Source organism: Streptomyces sp. NPDC030995, assembly GCF_055571215.1.
This window is the reverse complement of record NZ_JBVIFS010000009.1, coordinates 225,156-240,892: the sequence shown is the minus strand read 5'-3', so window position 1 is coordinate 240,892 and position 15,737 is coordinate 225,156. Positions and strand designations below refer to the sequence as shown.

The following is a 15,737-nucleotide window of genomic DNA, read 5'->3' as shown; positions in this document are numbered from 1 at the left end:
ACTGACCCTCCCTCCGGCGGGAGGGTGATGTCAAGTAGGTGGGACGGGCGTCTCATTATGTGAGCCTCTGTGGATGGCCATCGAGCCCCCGGGGGAACCGCCTGCCAGAGCGGGCTGGGCTGCTCCGCCCGGTACTGGGAACGTACCGCGCACCAGGGCGCGCCGCAGCCTGTACTCGTCGAGCGGTCCGGAAAACGCCATTCCCTGGCCGTGGGTGCAGCCCATCGCGCGCAGGGCCATCACCTGTTCGGGTAGGTCCACGCCGTCGGCCACCGACTGCATGCCCAGGTCGTTTGCGATCCGCAAGAGGCCGGCGGTGATCTTGTGCAGGCGGGCGGACTCGACCACCCCTTCCACCAGACCCCGGTCCAGCTTGAGCATGTCCACCGGGAGGCGACGCAGGGCGCTGATGGCCGCATAGCCGCTGCCGAAACCGTCCAGGGCGATGCCCACCCCGAGCCGGTGCAAGGCCGTCAGGCGGCGCTCCAGGTCGTCGAAGGGCACTCTGGGATCGGATACGGCGAGCTCCAGCACCAGGGCCCCGGAGGGCAGCCCGTACCGGGTCAGCAGGGCCTCCACGGAGCCGATCGGCATGGCGCGGTCCAGGAGCCGCTGGGCGGTCATCCGTACGGCCACGGGCACGTCGTGCCCGGCCCGGTGCCGGTCGGCGGCCTGTTCCACCGCCTCCTCCAGCAGCCAGCGCCCCAGCTCGGCGGCGCGGGTGGGGAACGCGCCGGCGAAGCCGGGGAGGGTGTCGGGACCGGGGGCGCCGGAGCCGCCCTCGCTGTACTCGGCGACCCGGAGGAACTCCGCCGGGGTGAAGAGGATCCCCTGGGCGGAACGCCAGCGGGCCTGCGCGACGACGGCCGAGATCTCGCCGGTGGCCAGCGAGACCACGGGCTGGTGCAGCAGGGCGAACTCGCCCTCGTGCAGTGCGGTCCGCAGCCGGCCCGCCAGCTCGGCCTTCCGTACGACCTCGGCCTGCATCTGGGGGGCGTACATCTCGACGCGGTCCTTGCCCCCCGCCTTGGCCCGGTACATCGCGAGATCCGCGTTGCGCATCAGGTCCGAAGGGGTGATGCCGGGGTCGGCGAAGGCGACGCCGATGCTGGCGGCGACCCGTACCTCGCTGCCGCCGATCCGGTACGGCTGGGAGAGGGTGGTGCGCAGCCGGTCCGCGATCTCGCGCACCTGATACTCGCGGGCGCTGCGGTCGCGGTTCCCGTCGCCCAGGATCAGCGCGGCGAACTCGTCGCCGCCGAGGCGGGCGGCGGTGTCCCCGACGCGGACCGAGTCCTGGAGCCGGCGTGCGGCCTCGATGAGCAGCTCGTCGCCGGCCTGGTGGCCGATGGTGTCATTGACCGCCTTGAAGCCGTCGAGGTCGATGAAGAGCACGGCGGTGCTGTGGTCTCCGGCGCGCCGGCCGGTCAGGGCCTGGCGGACGCGGCGGGTGAAGAGCGCCCGGTTGGGCAGGTCGGTCAGCGGATCGTGCTCGGCGCTGTGCTGGAGCTGGGCCTGGAGGCGGACCCGTTCGGTGACGTCCCGGCTGTTGAGGATGAGCCCGCCCTGGTGGCGGTTGACGGTGGACTCCACGTTGAGCCACTCGCCGCCGCCCGACTTGAAGCGGCACTCGATGCGGGTGGTGGGCTCCTCGGCCGGCGGTGCGGCGAGGAAGCGCCGTACCTCGTGGACCACCCGGCCGAGGTCGTCGGGATGGATCAGGGTGGCGAGCTCGGTGCCCACCAGCTCCTCCGCCTCGCGGCCGTAGACCCCGGCGGCGGCGGGGCTGACGTAGCGCAGGGTCCCGGTGGGCGCGGCGATCATGATGACGTCGCTGGAGCCCTGGACCAGGGAGCGGAAGTGGTTCTCCTTCTGGGCCAGTTCCTGGGTCAGCGCGATGTTGTCGAGGAGCATGATGCCCTGCCGGATGACGAGGGCGAGCACGACCGTGCAACCGGTGAAGACGACCATCCGATCGACCTTCCGGCCGTCCACCACGTTGTAGAGGATGCCGAGGGTGCACACGGCCGCCGCGAGGTACGGGGTGAGGGCGGGCAGCGAGCCGGTGATCGGGCGGCTGTGCACCCGCTCCGGCCGCGGGCGCCCGGCGGGCTCCGGGCCCGGGTGCATGCGCCGGGCGCCCCAGGGCGCGTACGCGAGCAGCAGCGAGCCCACGAACCAGCCGGCGTCGAGCAACTGTCCGGACTGGTACTCGGCGCTCAGCAGGGGCGAGGTGAACAGGGCGTCGCTGAGCACGGTCAGGGCCAGCGCCGCGATGGCGGTGTTGACGGCGGAGCGGTTGGTCTCGCTCCGCCGGAAGTGCAGGACCAGGACCATCGAGACGAGCGCGATGTCCAGGAGCGGGTAGGCGAGGGAGAGCGCGGCGCGCGGCACGCTGCCGGGGGCGCCGGACTGGGCGGTCCGCGCCGCGTGGGCCAGGGCCAGGCTCCAGGACAGGGTGAGCAGGGAGCCGCCGATGAGCCAGGAGTCGAGCCCCAGGCACACCCAGCCGGCGCGGGTGACCGGGCGTTTGGCGAGGACCAGCAGGCCGACGATGGCGGGCGGGGCGAAGCAGAGGAAGGCGAAGTCCGCGAGCGAGGGCTTCGGCACCGCCTCGCCGAGGATCACCTCGTACCAGCCCCAGATGGCGTTCCCGGTGGCGCCCATGAGGGAGGAGAAGGCGAAGAGCAGCCAGGCGGGGCGTTCACGGCTGTCGATGGCCCGCGCGTAGGAGTAGCAGGAGGCCGCGGCGAGTATGCCGGCCGCGCTGAGTCCGAAGTCGCCCATGATCTCGGCAACTTCCTCCGATCCCCAGTTGAGGGCGGCGCCGACGGCGTACCCGCCACTGACCAGTGCGAGGAGGAGCTGCATCGCCAGGCACCTGCCTCCGCCGGAGACGGACGGCCGGTTCAGGAGCGCCGTCCCCGGGGCACTCACCGGTCCCCCTCGCCGGCTGGTTCCCGCGCACCCCATCGTCGCCTTCGGCGGCTCTGCCGCATCGGATCCTTCGTCCATTGGCCGTGCATCGCCCGTCGCCCCCCAAAGTGTCCGATCACTCCCCAGCGCCAGACGTTCGTGGCGCAGCCCCTTCTTCCGGACGATACACCACTTTCGTCACTCAGGGACATAGATCCTCTACGCTCCGTTACCGACCGGGGAGTTGTGCCCACCGAGCGCATCCGCACGACTGCGGAGCGTGCGCGCCGCGCGTCACTCGGTGATCAGTACCGTGTGCTCGACGGGCTCCCCGGCGGCGAACCGGGTGAGCTGGCGCGCCAGCAGGCGCTTGGCCCGCGGCTCGAACGCCGAGCTGCTGCCGCCGACATGAGGCGTGATCAGGACATTCGGAGCATGCCAGAGCGGGTGGCCCGCAGGCAGCGGTTCCGGGTCGGTGACGTCGAGCGCCGCGCGCAGCCGGCCCGACTCCACCTCCGCCAGCAGGGACTTGGTGTCGACGACGGGACCACGCGAAACGTTCACCAGCAGGGCGCCGTCCTTCATCCGGCTCAGGAAGTCGGCGCCCACCAGGCCCCGGGTGGCATCGGTCAGCGGGGTCACGAGGATCACCACGTCGGCCTGCGGCAGGAGGCGGGGCAGGTCGGCGAGGGCGTGCACGGGCCCGCGCGCACTGGTCCGCGCCGTACGGGCCACGCGCGCGATCCGCTCGCATTCGAAGGGCGCCAGCCGGTCCTCGATGGCCGAGCCGATGGATCCGTAGCCGATGATCAGAACGGATTTGTCGGCGAGGGCGTCGTAGAAGCCGGAGCGCCACTCCTCGCGGTCCTGTCCCCGGACCATGCCGGGGATGCCGCGCAGGGAGGCGAGGGTCAGGGCGAGGGCGAGTTCGGCGGTGCTGGCGGTGTGCACGCCGACGGCGTTGCACAGCCGTACGCCGGGGCGCAGGTCGCCGAGGCCGCCCAGTACGTGGTCGATGCCGGCGGTGAGGGTCTGGACGACCCGGACGGCGGGCATGGCCGCCAGCGGACGCACGGTGACCTCGGGGGACTTCATGTAGGGGGTCACGTAGAAGACGCAGTCGGCGGGATCCGCCGGGAAGGCGTCCTCGCCGTCCCAGAGGCGGTAGCGGAAGGAGTCGGGGAGGCCCTCGATCTCCTCGGCGGGGAACGGAAGCCAGACGTCCGGGGTCATTGCAGTCATGATCACGAGGCTATGCCAAGGCTTCTTGATCAAGCCGTTAGTTTGATGGCCGGAGCGCGAGGAGGACGCAGGCGTGGAGCGCAGGTCGATCGGGGCGGGGGCGCTGGCCGTGGGCGCCATAGGCCTCGGCTGTATGCCGATGAGCTGGGCGTACGCGCCCTCGCGGCGGCGCGGGCAGGAGTCGCTGGCCGCCGTGCACACGGCGCTGGACCTGGGGTCGAACCTGCTGGACACGGCCGACGTGTACGGGCCCTACACCAATGAGCTGCTGCTGGGCCGGGTGCTGCGGGAGCGGCGGTCCGAGGCGTTCGTCTCGGCGAAGGTGGGACTGCGGGCGGGTGAGCAGCACGTGGTGGCCGACGGGCGGCCCGGCTACGTGCGGCGGGCCTGCGATGCCTCGCTGCGGCGGCTGCGGACCGACGTCATAGACCTCTACCAGCTGCACCGGGTGGACCCGGAGGTGCCGGTGGAGGAGACCTGGGGGGCCATGGCGGAGCTGGTGGGCGCGGGCAAGGTGCGGGCGCTCGGCTTCTGCGCGCTGGGCGCCGGGGCGGGTCCGGGGGCGGGGCGGCGCGGGGACCGCGGGTACGGGACGACCCTGCGGCACCTGGAGCGGGCGCAGCAGGTGTTCCCGGTGAGCGCGGTGCAGGCGGAGCTGTCGGTGTGGTCGCCGGAGGCGGCGTGGCAGCTGCTGCCGTGGTGTGCCGCACGCGGGGTGGGGTTCCTGGCGGCGATGCCGCTGGGCAGCGGGTTCCTCACCGGAACGCTCACCCCGGGTGAGGGCTTCGAGTCGCAGGACGTACGGGCCCGCCATCCGCGGTTCACGGCGGAGGCGATGGCCTCGAACCAGGTGCTGGTGGCGGGGCTGCGGCGGGTGGCGCGGCGGCACGGGCCCGAGGTCACGGCCGCGCAGGTGGCTCTGGCCTGGGTGCTGGCGCAGGGGCCGCAGGTGGTGCCGGTGCCGGGGGCCGACCGGGCGCACTGGGCGGCGGAGAACGCGCGGGCGGCGCAGGTGCGCCTCTCGGCCGGGGACCTGGCCGAGATCGCGTCCCTGCCGGGTGCGGTGGGAGCCTGGGACTGACCCACAACCACTCGATCGAGTGTACGAGTGGTGGAACTTCGCGAACTGCTGCGGCTGTTGAGACAGATGACGGGCACGATCGGAGGACCGGAAGGGAGCAGGGCGATGCGATACGGAAGTTCTCCCGGGCAGGTGGGGTACGAGGGCCTGGGCGCGCGGCGCCGGAGCGTGCTGGCGGCGGTGGCGCTGGCCGGGTGCGGCGCTCTGCTGGCGGCGGGGTGCGCGCCGTCGGGCGCCCCCGGCGCGGGGGGCAGCTCTCCACCGGGCACGGGTGCGGCCGGCTCCGGGTCACCGGGCGCATCGGCGAGACCGTCCGCTTCACCGGAGGCCACCGGCCCGCCGGCCAAGGGGGCGGTGACGGTCGGCGGCGAGGTCGCCAAGGGCCTGGAGTCGCCGTGGGGCGTGGCTCCCCTGCCCGGCGGGGACCTGCTGGTCGCCTCGCGGGACAAGGGGACGATCAGCCGGATCGCGGCGGACTCGGGCGCGGTGACGCAGATCGGCAAGGTGCCGGGGGTGGCTCCGGGCGGAGAGGGTGGGCTGCTGGGCCTCGCGCTGTCGCCCTCCTTCGCCTCCGACCGGCTGGTGTATGTGTACTTCACGACCGAGTCCGACAATCGCATCGCCCGGCTGCGGTATGACGAGCAGAGACCGGCCGGGCAGCAACTGGGCGCGCCGGACACCGTGTTCCGGGGCATCCCGAAGGGCCTCGTGCACAACGGCGGCCGGATCGCCTTCGGTCCGGACAAGATGCTCTATGCGGGGACGGGTGAGACGGGCGACAGGAGGCTCGCGCAGGACAAGAAGTCGCTGGGCGGCAAGATCCTGCGGATGACCCCGGACGGGGATCCGGTGCACGGCAATCCGGAGGCCGATTCGGTCGTCTACTCCTACGGGCACCGCAATGTGCAGGGCCTCGCCTGGGACAAGGACAAACGGCTGTGGGCGGCCGAGTTCGGCCAGAACACCTGGGACGAGCTGAATCTGATCGAGCCCGGCGCGAATTACGGCTGGCCCGAGGCCGAGGGGAAGGCGGGCAAGCCGGGCTTCCGGGATCCGGTGGCCGTGTGGACGACCGACGAGGCCTCGCCGAGCGGGATCGCCTGGGCGGAGGGGTCCGTGTGGATGGCCGGGCTGAAGGGCGAGCGGCTGTGGCGGATCCCGCTGGCCGGAGCGGAACCCGTCGCGGAGCCCGAAGCGTTCCTCGAGGGGAAGTACGGCCGGCTGCGCACGGTGGTGGCGCTCGGCGGGGACAAACTGCTGCTGGTCACGAGCGAGACGGATGGGCGCGGGTCGCCGGAAGCGGGCGACGACAGGATCCTGACCCTGACCGTGCGATAGCCGGTACGGCCCCCTAGGGGGAGGGAAGGCGCGGTGGACGCGGTGTTCAACATGATCGAGGAGCTGTTCAACCCGGGGCGCAAGCACACGGACGAGGAGAAGAAGCGGCTGGAGCTGTCCCGGACCGACGTCAATGACAACGATCCGGGACGGGGCCCGATAGACCTCGAATCGGGCAAGGTGCTCATACGCCTGGCCGAGCAGCCTCCGGTCGTGGGCTGACGGCGCCGGGCGGGGCGAAGAGCCGTAGCCGGTGGGCGAGGGCGGCCGCTTCGCCGCGGCCGGCGACGCCCAGCTTCGCCAGGATGTTGGAGACGTGCACGCTCGCCGTCTTCGGGGAGATGAAGAGTTCCTCGGCGATCTTGCGGTTGGTGTTGCCGGCCGCGACCAGGCGCAGCACGTCCCGCTCGCGGCTGGTCAGGCCGAGGGCCTCGACCGGGTCGGTCCGCGGTTCGGACGGGGCCGGGGTCGGCTCTGCGGCGGTGAGCGGGAGCCGGGCGCGCTGGGCGAGCAGGGCCAGATCCTCGCGCAGCCGGCGTGCGCCGATCCGGTCGGCGGTGGCGTAGGCCTCGCGGAGCAGGACGGCCGCGGGTTCACGGTCACCGCCGGCGGCCAGCAGCGCCTCCGCGAGCCGGTGGCGGGCCCGGGCCAGTAGGTACGGGCGGTCCAGCGGGCGGGCGGACTCCTCGACGGCGGCCCAGTCGGCGGCGGTGTCGCGAGCCTCGGCCCGCAGCAGCTCGGCCCGGACGTATGCGGCGTGGGCGGACCACACCGGGACCGGGGTGGCGAGGGAGCCGGCGGCGGTGCGCAGCACGTCCAGGGCTGCGTCCCGGCCGGCGTCGGAGGCCGGGAGTCCCCGGGCGTCCGCCTCGGCGGAGGCGGCGGCGAGCAGCAGCGGCCAGGCGTAGCGGTGGTGCCCGAGCGGGAAACCGTAGGCGACGGCGGCGGCCGTCTCGGCGCGGAGGTCGGCGATCCGGCCCTCCCCCGCGGCGAGCCCGATCGCGAGGCGGTACAGCGGTATCCGGTGCTGGGGCTGGGTCTCGTGGGCGCCGAAGTGGGCGTGGGCGGCGGCGAGCTGGTGGGCCGCCTCGGTCAACTCGCCCCGGGCCAGCGCCAGGTAGGCCAGACGTGCGGCGGCCGAGCCGCGGGGGGCCGCGCTCTGGCCGACGCGCAGGGTGCACCGGGCCGCCTCGGCCGCCTCGTCCCAGCGGCCGAGGCTGCACAGGCTCTCGGCCATGTTCCCGCAGAGCCATGCCTCGGTGTCCAGCAGCCTGGACGTCCTGCCCAGTTCAGCCCCTTGTTCGGCCAGTTCCACGGCTTCGCGGGACCGGCCCAGGCTTTCCAACTGAGAGGTGAGATTGATATGCGCACGTCCCGCCAGCATGGCGAGCCCGAGTTCCGTGGCCCGTTCCCTGACCGCGTGCATCTCGGCGAGGCCGCCGGACACGTCGCCGAAGTCGGTGCGCAGGCAGCCGACCGCGATCCGGGCGTTGAGCTCGGTCTCCTCGGCGCCGACCGTGCGCGCGTACTCGACGGCGCGTTCGGCGGCGGCGAGGTTGGCGGGGCCCGGCTTGTGGAGCAGGCCCCAGTTCGCCGCCTTGGCCAGGACCTCGGCGTGCACCTGGGACGGGGGCAGCCCCCGGACCAGGTCCTGCGCCTTGGCTATCTCCTCCCAGCCGTCGCCGCGGCCGAGGCCGGCGACCAGCCGGGAGCGTTCGGTCCAGAACCAGGCGGCCCGCAGCGGGTCGCCGTCCTCCTCCAGCAGGCGCAGCGCCGTCTTCGTGATCTTCAGGGCGCGTTCCGGCTCGCCGCCGTAGCGGGCCGCGACGGTCGCCTCGGCCAGCAGGTCGAGCCGCTGGAGCGGGGTGGTCGCCGGGTCGCAGGCGCCGAGGTCCTCCGTGACGCAGGTCAGGGGCGGGTACACCTCGGTGTAGTCCGCCGGACGAAGCGCCTCGCGGACGTCCTCCGGGGCGCTGTCCCACAGGTCCATGGCCCGCTCCAGCAGACGCAGCTGCTCGGAGTAGGCGTGCCGGCGGCGGGCCGCCACGGACGCGGCCAGTACGACGGGCAGCGCCTTGGCCGGGTCGTTCGCCTGGTACCAGTAGCTGGCCAGCCGGATGGCCCGCTCCCCGGCGCGGATCAGCGAGGCGTCGGCCTCCAGGGCCTCGGCGTAGTGGCGGTTGACGCGGGCGCGCTCGCCGGGCAGCAGGTCGTCGCTGACGGCCTCGCGGACCAGCGAGTGCCGGAAGCGGTAGCCGTCGCCGTCGGGGGTGGCGATCAGGATGTTGGCTCCGACCGCGGCCCTCAGCGCCTGGATCAGTTCGTCCTCGGTGAGCCCGGCGACGGCGCGCAGGAGCGGGTACTCCACGGTGGAGCCGCCCTCGGCGACGATGCGCACCAGGCGCTGGGTCTCGTCCGGGAGGACCTCGACGCGGACGAGGAGCAGGTCGCGCAGGGATTCGGTGAGTCCGGTGCGGCAGCCGCTCTCCCGGGAGGCGACGAGTTCCTCGACGAAGAAGGCGTTGCCGTCGGACCGGTCGAAGACGGAGTCGACGAAGTCCTCGTCGGGCTGCGCGGCGAGGATGCCGGCGAGCTGGCGGCGCACCTCTGCCCGGTTGAAGCGGGACAGCTCGATGCGCCGGACGGTGCGGAGCCGGTCGAGTTCGGCGAGGAGCGGGCGCAGCGGGTGGCGGCGGTGGACGTCGTCCGCGCGGTAGGTGGCGACGACGACGAGCCGGCCGCTGCCGAGGGTGCGGAAGAGATAGGAGAGGAGGTGCCGGGTGGAGGTGTCAGCCCAGTGCAGGTCCTCCAGGACGAGGACGACGGTGCGGTCGCGGGCGAGCCGCTCCAGCATCCGGGCCGTCAGTTCGAAGAGGCGGGCGGTGCTCTCCTCGTCGTGCGGGCCGCGCGGGGTGTCGCCGAGTTCGGGGAGGATCCGGGCGAGTTCGTCCTCCTGGCCGGCGGCCGCAGCGGCCAACTCCTCGGGGAGCAGCCGGTGCAGGGTGCGCAGCGCCGTCGAAAACGGGGCGAAGGGAAGTCCCTCCGCCCCGATCTCCACACAGCCCCCGACGGCGACGACGGCGCCGCGGCGGTCCGCCTCGCAGAGGAACTCCTCGGTGAGGCGGGTCTTGCCGACCCCGGCCTCTCCCCCGATGAGCATCGCCTGCGGTTCATTGCCTGCGGCGCGGGCCAGCGCGTCGGTGAGCACGGCCAGTTCGTCGGCTCGGCCGACGAACACCGGGCTGACAGATCTCGTCTCCACGTCGCCGAGCATCGCACAGTGGTCCTGCCCGGCGGCACTTGTCGTCGGTGCGCTTCTCATCACGTGTCAGTTCACGCGGGTCGCGGCGCCGGCTACGCGGCGCGGGCGAAGCGGCTCCGGTGCCCCCTCACCGACCCTTCGGGTTCCTGGCTCCGCGAGGAGGCGCGGCGCGCCTTCCTGGCCTCGCGCACCAGGCGGTACTCCTCGGCCTTGCGGCGGAGGTCGGCGTTGCGGGCGGCTGCGATCTCGTGCTGGAACATCTCGTACTCCCTGGTTGCGTTGCCTGGGCACCTCGTTCGGTGTGTTCCAAGCTTCGCGTCCCAGGGGGTACCGCCACATCGGTCGCATGCCGCATCTGTACGGGGCGGGGGTCCTTAGGCCGGAGGCCGAAGGACCCCCGGAGCACTAAGGAGGTGCCGGCGATGCGCCTATGCGAGGGCGTAGGGGGCGTTCTCGATGAGTACCGACTGCTTCTCCCACGCCTCCCGGTCCCTCAGGTAGCGAGGTTCGTCCGCCACGATCGCGCGGGTCTCGGCCGCGCCCACCGTCAGCTTCCAGCGCACGGAACCGGTCACACGCTGCGCGCAGGTGTCGATGAAGCACTGGAGCGCGCCACGCAGCTCACCGAACCAGCGGCCTTCCAGAGCCTCGCGCACCCACAGCTGCTCCAGGTGCATCTTCTCCCGGATCGTCTCTGCACCGAGGGTGGCGGTCTCCAGGTGGCGGTAAGAGCGGAGCAGCAGCCACGCCGCCGGCATCTCCCGGATCTCCAGCACCTTCTCGCCGTTGTCGAGGTGCTCAAGTCCGCTGTAGCGGCCGACCCCGAACGCGCCTGCCCGTACGTTCAGCTTTTCGATCAGGTCGAGGAGTTCCATCTCCACGCCGTCGACCGCCACCGGGACGCCTTCCCGGAATCGAATTTCCACCACGTCGGTGGCATCGGATGCTCCCACCGAGCTCCACCGGTACATGTGCTCCGGAACCGCGTGGTCCTCGGGGTCGTCGAGGATCCCGGACTCGAACTCGCGGCACCACAGGTTCGAGTCCCCGCTCACGATGCGCTCGCTCATCCGGTCCAGGCCGGCTTCCTTGAGCTCCTGGATCTTCTGGTCGCGGTCGACGGGGTCGAGGTCGTACGGGCTGCCGTACTGGCCGTCGAAGCCCAGCAGCGTGAGGGCCCCGTTCAGGCGTCGCAGGGTGTTCTGCGATCGGTTCGCCGTGTGCAGGATGGCGGTCGCGCCCAGTTCCCGTGCCAGATCCACGGCGAAGCGGGCGATGAGCGGGCGGCTCAGGGTCGAGCTGACCGGGTGGGTGTCCAGATAGACCGCCTGCGCGCTGATTGCCGAGCGTACGAACTCCTCGGCGAAGACCTGGCGGCCGTCGATGATGTGGAGCTGCGCACCCAGCGCGTCGGCTACCTGCTGTTTGTCCGCGCTGCTTTCGTCCTCACCGAGGTCGACGCTGACCGCGTGGATGTTGTGGAAACCCGCTTCCTTGAGCCGGAGCAGCAGGTAGCTGCTGTCCAGACCACCGCTGAACAGGGTGACGATGGGGGAATCCGATGCCAGGACGTCAGTCCTGAGCTGTCGGAACGAACGGATGATTTGTCCTTGATGACGCACGGCACACTTTCAGGGTCGGCCGTCAGAACGGATGAACAGGGTGGTTACGTCCGCGTTGAGGGCGCTGGGCTGCGCTGTGCACGGGTGAGCAGCAGCGAGAACAGGCCGAACGACAGGATCAGTCCGAGGCAGGCAAGCCCGATGGCCGTCCTGAGGGCGAGTACTTCGGCCAGGAGGCCGGCGAATCCTGCGCCCAGAGCCACGGAGGAGAAGGCGCTGGTCCGGAATACGGCTGCAAGGCGGCCTTGCAGCTCTCGCGGGGCGAGCTCGTGCCGGATGGTGTTCGAGTGAACGTTGAACACCGTGAGACCAAAGCCGTAGAAACAGAACGTCACGCCGCTCATCGCCATGGCGAGCACGATCGACCCTTGTGGGGTGAACGGCAGGAGAGCAGGGGTGACGGAGGCGAGCCCCGTCGACAGGATCAGGATGCGCGTCACGCCCTGCGAGGTCTTGAATTTGGGTGCGATGGCCGCGCCCACGACGGAGCCGATCGCTCCTGTTCCCAGGACGAGGCCGACCTGCGCCGAGTCCAGCCCCAGATCCCGTAGGGCGAACAGCATGAAGAGCGTGATCACAGCCTGTTCGAAGAAGTTGAACAGGGTCATCTGAAGCAGCAGCACCCACAGCGTGGTGGTCTGCCGCACGAACTTCGCGCCCGCGACGAACGACTGCCCCCATGGCTCCCGGGCATTGGCCGCCTGCGGCAGTGCGCGCGCCCGGGTGCGCAGGATCATGGCCGCGGCTATCGCGAACGCCGTGGCGATGGCGAACAGCACCAGGTCGCCGGAGAAGGCGAGCAGGAGTCCGGCGATGGAGGGGCCGACCACCTGAGTGATCGACATGGAGAGCTGGAGCCTGCCGTTGGCCTTGGCCATCCCCCCTTCGGGGGCGAGGTCGGGCACCAGCGCCATGGTGCCCACGCTGGCCAGGGCGTTGAAGGCACCGGCGAGCAGCACGGTGCCCCAGAGCGCCACGGCGCTCAGCTCGCCGGCGGTGGCGAGCAGTCCTGCCCCCAGGAGCAGCAGGCCGCGGACCGCGTGGCACAGCTGGACCAGCCGGACTCGGTCCATCCGGTCCACGATCAGGCCGGCTATGGGGGTGATGACCAGGTACGGAATGAACTGCAGCGCGGTCGTCGCAGCGACCTCCGAAGGCCTCAGCTTGAGGAATTCCGCCGCCAGGAGCGGGAACCCGACGTTGAGGACCTGGCCCGCCGCCTGCGCGAACGACTGGCTCACCCAGAAGCGGTTGAACTGGGCCCAGCTGATGGCCGGTTCCTCTTTGGTGGCGATACTAGTCATTGCTCACTGCCCAATGGGAAGTCGACTCCAGGGATAGTTTCGGAATCGAGGTGCTGATGTCCGCGAGGCGCGAACGGTCACCGCCCGGCCGCCGCTTCACTCCGAGGTCGTGAGGGAGCCTCACGAGGCTGTACAGCGGTACGGCCCTGGCCCCGCGCAGCATCTTCGCGAAGAGGGCGCCGGTGCCCAGATCGATGAGCCGCACCCCGGACCGCATGGCGTGCAGGAGCGGCTCGTACAGCACGAGCCGCGGGTAGTCGTTGGGACGGTCGCCGAGACGGTCGTAGTCGAAGCCCGCGACGCGCATCGACATGAGGTCTCCCTCCTGGACGCCCAGGGAGAAGCCCTTCGGGTTCGCCGTCCCTCCGGTCAGCAGCAGCTGGGGCTGGAGCCCGGAGTTGGCCGTGGCCCTGATGTAGGAGGCCATGCTCGCCTCCTCCGCCGGTTGCCCGTGACGCCGGTGGAGGTTCGCGAGGAGCGGGGCCAGCAGAGGCGTCATCCTCTCGATCTCCGAGGCGTCCTCGATCCTTTCGACGGGATCGTCCTCGTTGCCCCGAAGCTCCGCCCGGATGCGGCGCCGGGAGCGGTCGTCGGCGACGGTCGACAGGAACGACTCGATGTCCGAGCCGGCGGCCGGAACGGCGAGCTCACCCGAGGCATCGACGAAATAGCAGTCCCAGCCAGTGAGCTCGGCGCTCAGGTCCTGCATCAGCTCGCGGTCCAGGTACAGCATGCTCACCACGCTGGAGCTGTGGGCGTCCGCGATGGCCGTCAGCAGCTTGCCGGCAGCCTGGTCGCACGAACGGTCCGAGTGCAGGAACCCGTTGCGCTGACCGTTGCGCGTACCGATGAGCACGTGCGGGCGGGAGCGGTGCTCGATGCCGGCGCCCGGGTCGAGGTCACGCTTGTGCAGCGACCACACGTCGTACGTGTACCGGGCGGGCGCCTCCGCGTAGATGTGCACGGGGATACCGAGCAGGTAGCCGGCCGCGTCGCGGATGGCCCAGAACTCCACAGGGACGCGGTCGTTCGACCGGCGCAGCGTCAGGCTCCAGCCACGCGAGGTGAACAGGGACTGCGTCTGCTTGAGGTCGGCCCACACCTCGGCCGGGACGTCTTCGATCCGGTCGAACCGCAGAATTTCAAGATCGTTCACAGAAGTACTCTTTTCGGCGGCTGGTCAGTTACGGGGGGCGAGACGCAACTTGTGGTTCGCATCCAGTACCGCCTCGGTGAAACGGATGGCCGATGGAGTGGCGTATCCGGGCAGTTCGGCGGAGAGGTGCCGCCGCAGTTCCGGCGCGGAAACGGCCTCCGGGTCGAGTGCCACCACTTGGAGCGAGAGGACCTCGCCGAGCCGTCCCTTGCGGAAAGCGGCCTCGGCATGGGCGATCTGAGGATGCCGCAGCGCCGCGGACTCGATCTCCTCCAGGGCCACCCGGTGACCGTTGACCGACACCTGCCGGTCGGCGCGGCCGGTGACGTACAGCTCACCGTCCACGCCACGCATACCGAGATCTCCCGTGCAGTAGACGCGGTAGGCGGGGTCACCTGCGGGGTCCGGCAGGAAGCGTTCGTTCGACCGGCCGCCGCACAGGTAGCCGACGGCAAGACTCCGGCTGCGTACGACGATCTCGTCGGCGGCGGCTCCGGAGCCGGCCAGTTCGCCGCCGAGGACGACCAGGGCTCCCGCGACGCCCGCGCCGATGGGCAGCAGATCGTCCGGCGCCGCATCGGCATCCACCGGAGGGCGCACCTCGTAGGCCGCCGCCACCTGCGGCGTTTCGGTCGCTCCGTAGACGTTGAGGAGTCTGGCGGACGGGCAGTGACGCAGGACCCGGGCGGCGAGTCCGCGGGAAAGCGGTGCGCCGCCGGAGAGGATCAGCCGGAGCCGGGCCGGACCGCCCTCGGCCTCCACGCCTCCCAGCAGTCCGAACTCGAGGAGTGCGGGGGTGAGGTGGAGGATCGTGGGCCCGGTCGAGGCCACCCACTGCGCGAGCCGGCCGGGGACCTGCAGAACGGCCTGCTCCGGGATGACGAGCGTGGCGGCGCCCGACAGCGCGACGATCACATCCCGCAGCATCGGATCGTGGCCCAGTCCGCCCAGCAGCGCCACGCGGTCGTCCGGCCGAGGCGCGAACTCGGCCTCGTACCACTGGGCCATGGAGTGCAGCGGCCCGTCCGTGACGGCGACGGCCGCGGGCTCGCCCGTACTCCCCGAGGTGAACAGGATGTGGCTCAAGCGGCCGTCGTCGCGCCCGGCCTCGTCGGTACTCTCCCGCTGCGGCCCCGACGCCGGATCCAGCCGGATGCCCTCACCGAAGGAGAGCACCCAGCGCGCCCGCGCGGTGGCCACGTACTGGCTGATCCTGGCCGGAGGGTGTGCTCCGTCGACCGGCGCCGGCACGGCCCCGGCGCGCCACGCGGCGAGCAGGGCGATGACGAACGCGCTGGTCCGCTCGCCCTTCAGGACGATCCGGTCCCCCGGGCAGACGCCCGCCGAGGTGAGGTGCGCGGCGGTGCGATCGACCCTGGCCGCGAACTCGCGGTAGGTGATCGCTTCCTCGGACGTCTCGAGGGCCGGGCCGTCCGGATGGACGGCGACGGCGGTGTCGAGAAGGCCGAGGACAGGATGTCCGTCGGATGACGGGACGCGCTCGTGCGCGGTCAAGGTGAGCCCCCGTAGTACTGGTAAGACGTGGTGCCGGTCGGTCAGAGGACGCGAGCGCCCAGTTCGGTCAGGGCGACGGCCATGCCGTGCGGGGTCGGGTTGTCGAAGACCACGCCGATGCTCGGCTCCACACCGAAGCGCTCGGTGATCGCGGGCAGCAGGCGGATCGCCGTGATGGAGCTGCCGCCCAGATCGAAGAAGTCCTCGTCTCCCGCCACGCTGTCGAGGCCCAGGGCCTCGGCCCACAGCTCCGCAACTTCCTTCTCGATGATTTCCAGTTCGGACGCCATGTCTCTTCTCC

Annotated in this window: 12 protein-coding genes; 3 read left to right on the top strand and 9 right to left on the bottom strand. The window is 71.5% G+C overall.

Annotated elements, in window-relative coordinates; translation table 11 throughout:
- Positions 1-30 precede the first annotated feature (30 nt).
- Positions 31-2,937: a putative bifunctional diguanylate cyclase/phosphodiesterase gene (locus ACZ45T_RS17060; RefSeq protein ID WP_468441916.1), complete on the bottom strand. Its 2,907-nt coding sequence runs from the start codon at positions 2,935-2,937 to the stop codon at positions 31-33.
- Positions 2,938-3,210: 273 nt separating this feature from the next.
- Positions 3,211-4,158: a 2-hydroxyacid dehydrogenase gene (locus ACZ45T_RS17055; protein ID WP_468441914.1), complete on the bottom strand. Its 948-nt coding sequence runs from the start codon at positions 4,156-4,158 to the stop codon at positions 3,211-3,213.
- A 73-nt stretch (positions 4,159-4,231) separates the two neighbouring features.
- On the opposite strand from ACZ45T_RS17055, the gene ACZ45T_RS17050 reads away from it, so the two are divergent.
- The 3 genes from ACZ45T_RS17050 to ACZ45T_RS17040 all read left to right on the top strand — a co-directional run bounded on the left by ACZ45T_RS17050 (position 4,232) and on the right by ACZ45T_RS17040 (position 6,799).
- Positions 4,232-5,239: an aldo/keto reductase gene (locus ACZ45T_RS17050; RefSeq protein WP_468441912.1), complete on the top strand. Its 1,008-nt coding sequence runs from the start codon at positions 4,232-4,234 to the stop codon at positions 5,237-5,239.
- A 105-nt stretch (positions 5,240-5,344) separates the two neighbouring features.
- Entirely contained in the window at positions 5,345-6,577 is a 1,233-nt protein-coding gene (locus ACZ45T_RS17045; protein ID WP_468441910.1) for a PQQ-dependent sugar dehydrogenase, read from the top strand.
- A gap of 42 nt (positions 6,578-6,619) precedes the next feature.
- Positions 6,620-6,799, top strand: coding sequence for a DUF6191 domain-containing protein (locus ACZ45T_RS17040; protein WP_468442005.1), 180 nt, complete (start codon positions 6,620-6,622; stop codon positions 6,797-6,799).
- On the opposite strand, the gene ACZ45T_RS17035 is transcribed toward ACZ45T_RS17040, so the two are convergent.
- The 7 genes from ACZ45T_RS17035 to ACZ45T_RS17005 form a co-directional block, all read right to left on the bottom strand.
- Entirely contained in the window at positions 6,762-9,851 is a 3,090-nt protein-coding gene (locus ACZ45T_RS17035; RefSeq protein WP_468442003.1) for a helix-turn-helix transcriptional regulator, read from the bottom strand. The two genes, ACZ45T_RS17040 and ACZ45T_RS17035, sit on opposite strands and share 38 nt — an antisense overlap.
- 80 nt (positions 9,852-9,931) lie before the next feature.
- Positions 9,932-10,099, bottom strand: coding sequence for a hypothetical protein (locus ACZ45T_RS17030; protein WP_468441908.1), 168 nt, complete (start codon positions 10,097-10,099; stop codon positions 9,932-9,934).
- A 168-nt stretch (positions 10,100-10,267) separates the two neighbouring features.
- Positions 10,268-11,461, bottom strand: a complete 1,194-nt coding sequence (locus ACZ45T_RS17025) for an argininosuccinate synthase-related protein (protein WP_468441906.1) — start codon at positions 11,459-11,461, stop codon at positions 10,268-10,270.
- A 44-nt stretch (positions 11,462-11,505) separates the two neighbouring features.
- On the bottom strand, positions 11,506-12,765 hold the full coding sequence (locus ACZ45T_RS17020) for an MFS transporter (protein ID WP_468441904.1): 1,260 nt from the start codon (positions 12,763-12,765) through the stop codon (positions 11,506-11,508).
- Entirely contained in the window at positions 12,758-13,921 is a 1,164-nt protein-coding gene (locus ACZ45T_RS17015) for a GNAT family N-acetyltransferase (RefSeq protein WP_468441902.1), read from the bottom strand. Before ACZ45T_RS17015 ends, ACZ45T_RS17020 begins: the two co-directional genes overlap by 8 nt.
- A gap of 24 nt (positions 13,922-13,945) precedes the next feature.
- Entirely contained in the window at positions 13,946-15,436 is a 1,491-nt protein-coding gene (locus ACZ45T_RS17010) for an AMP-binding protein (protein ID WP_468441900.1), read from the bottom strand.
- 41 nt (positions 15,437-15,477) lie between these two features.
- Positions 15,478-15,726 carry a phosphopantetheine-binding protein gene (locus tag ACZ45T_RS17005; RefSeq protein WP_468441898.1) on the bottom strand — a complete coding sequence of 83 codons (249 nt, stop codon included), beginning with the start codon at positions 15,724-15,726 and terminating at the stop codon, positions 15,478-15,480.
- Positions 15,727-15,737 lie beyond the last annotated feature (11 nt).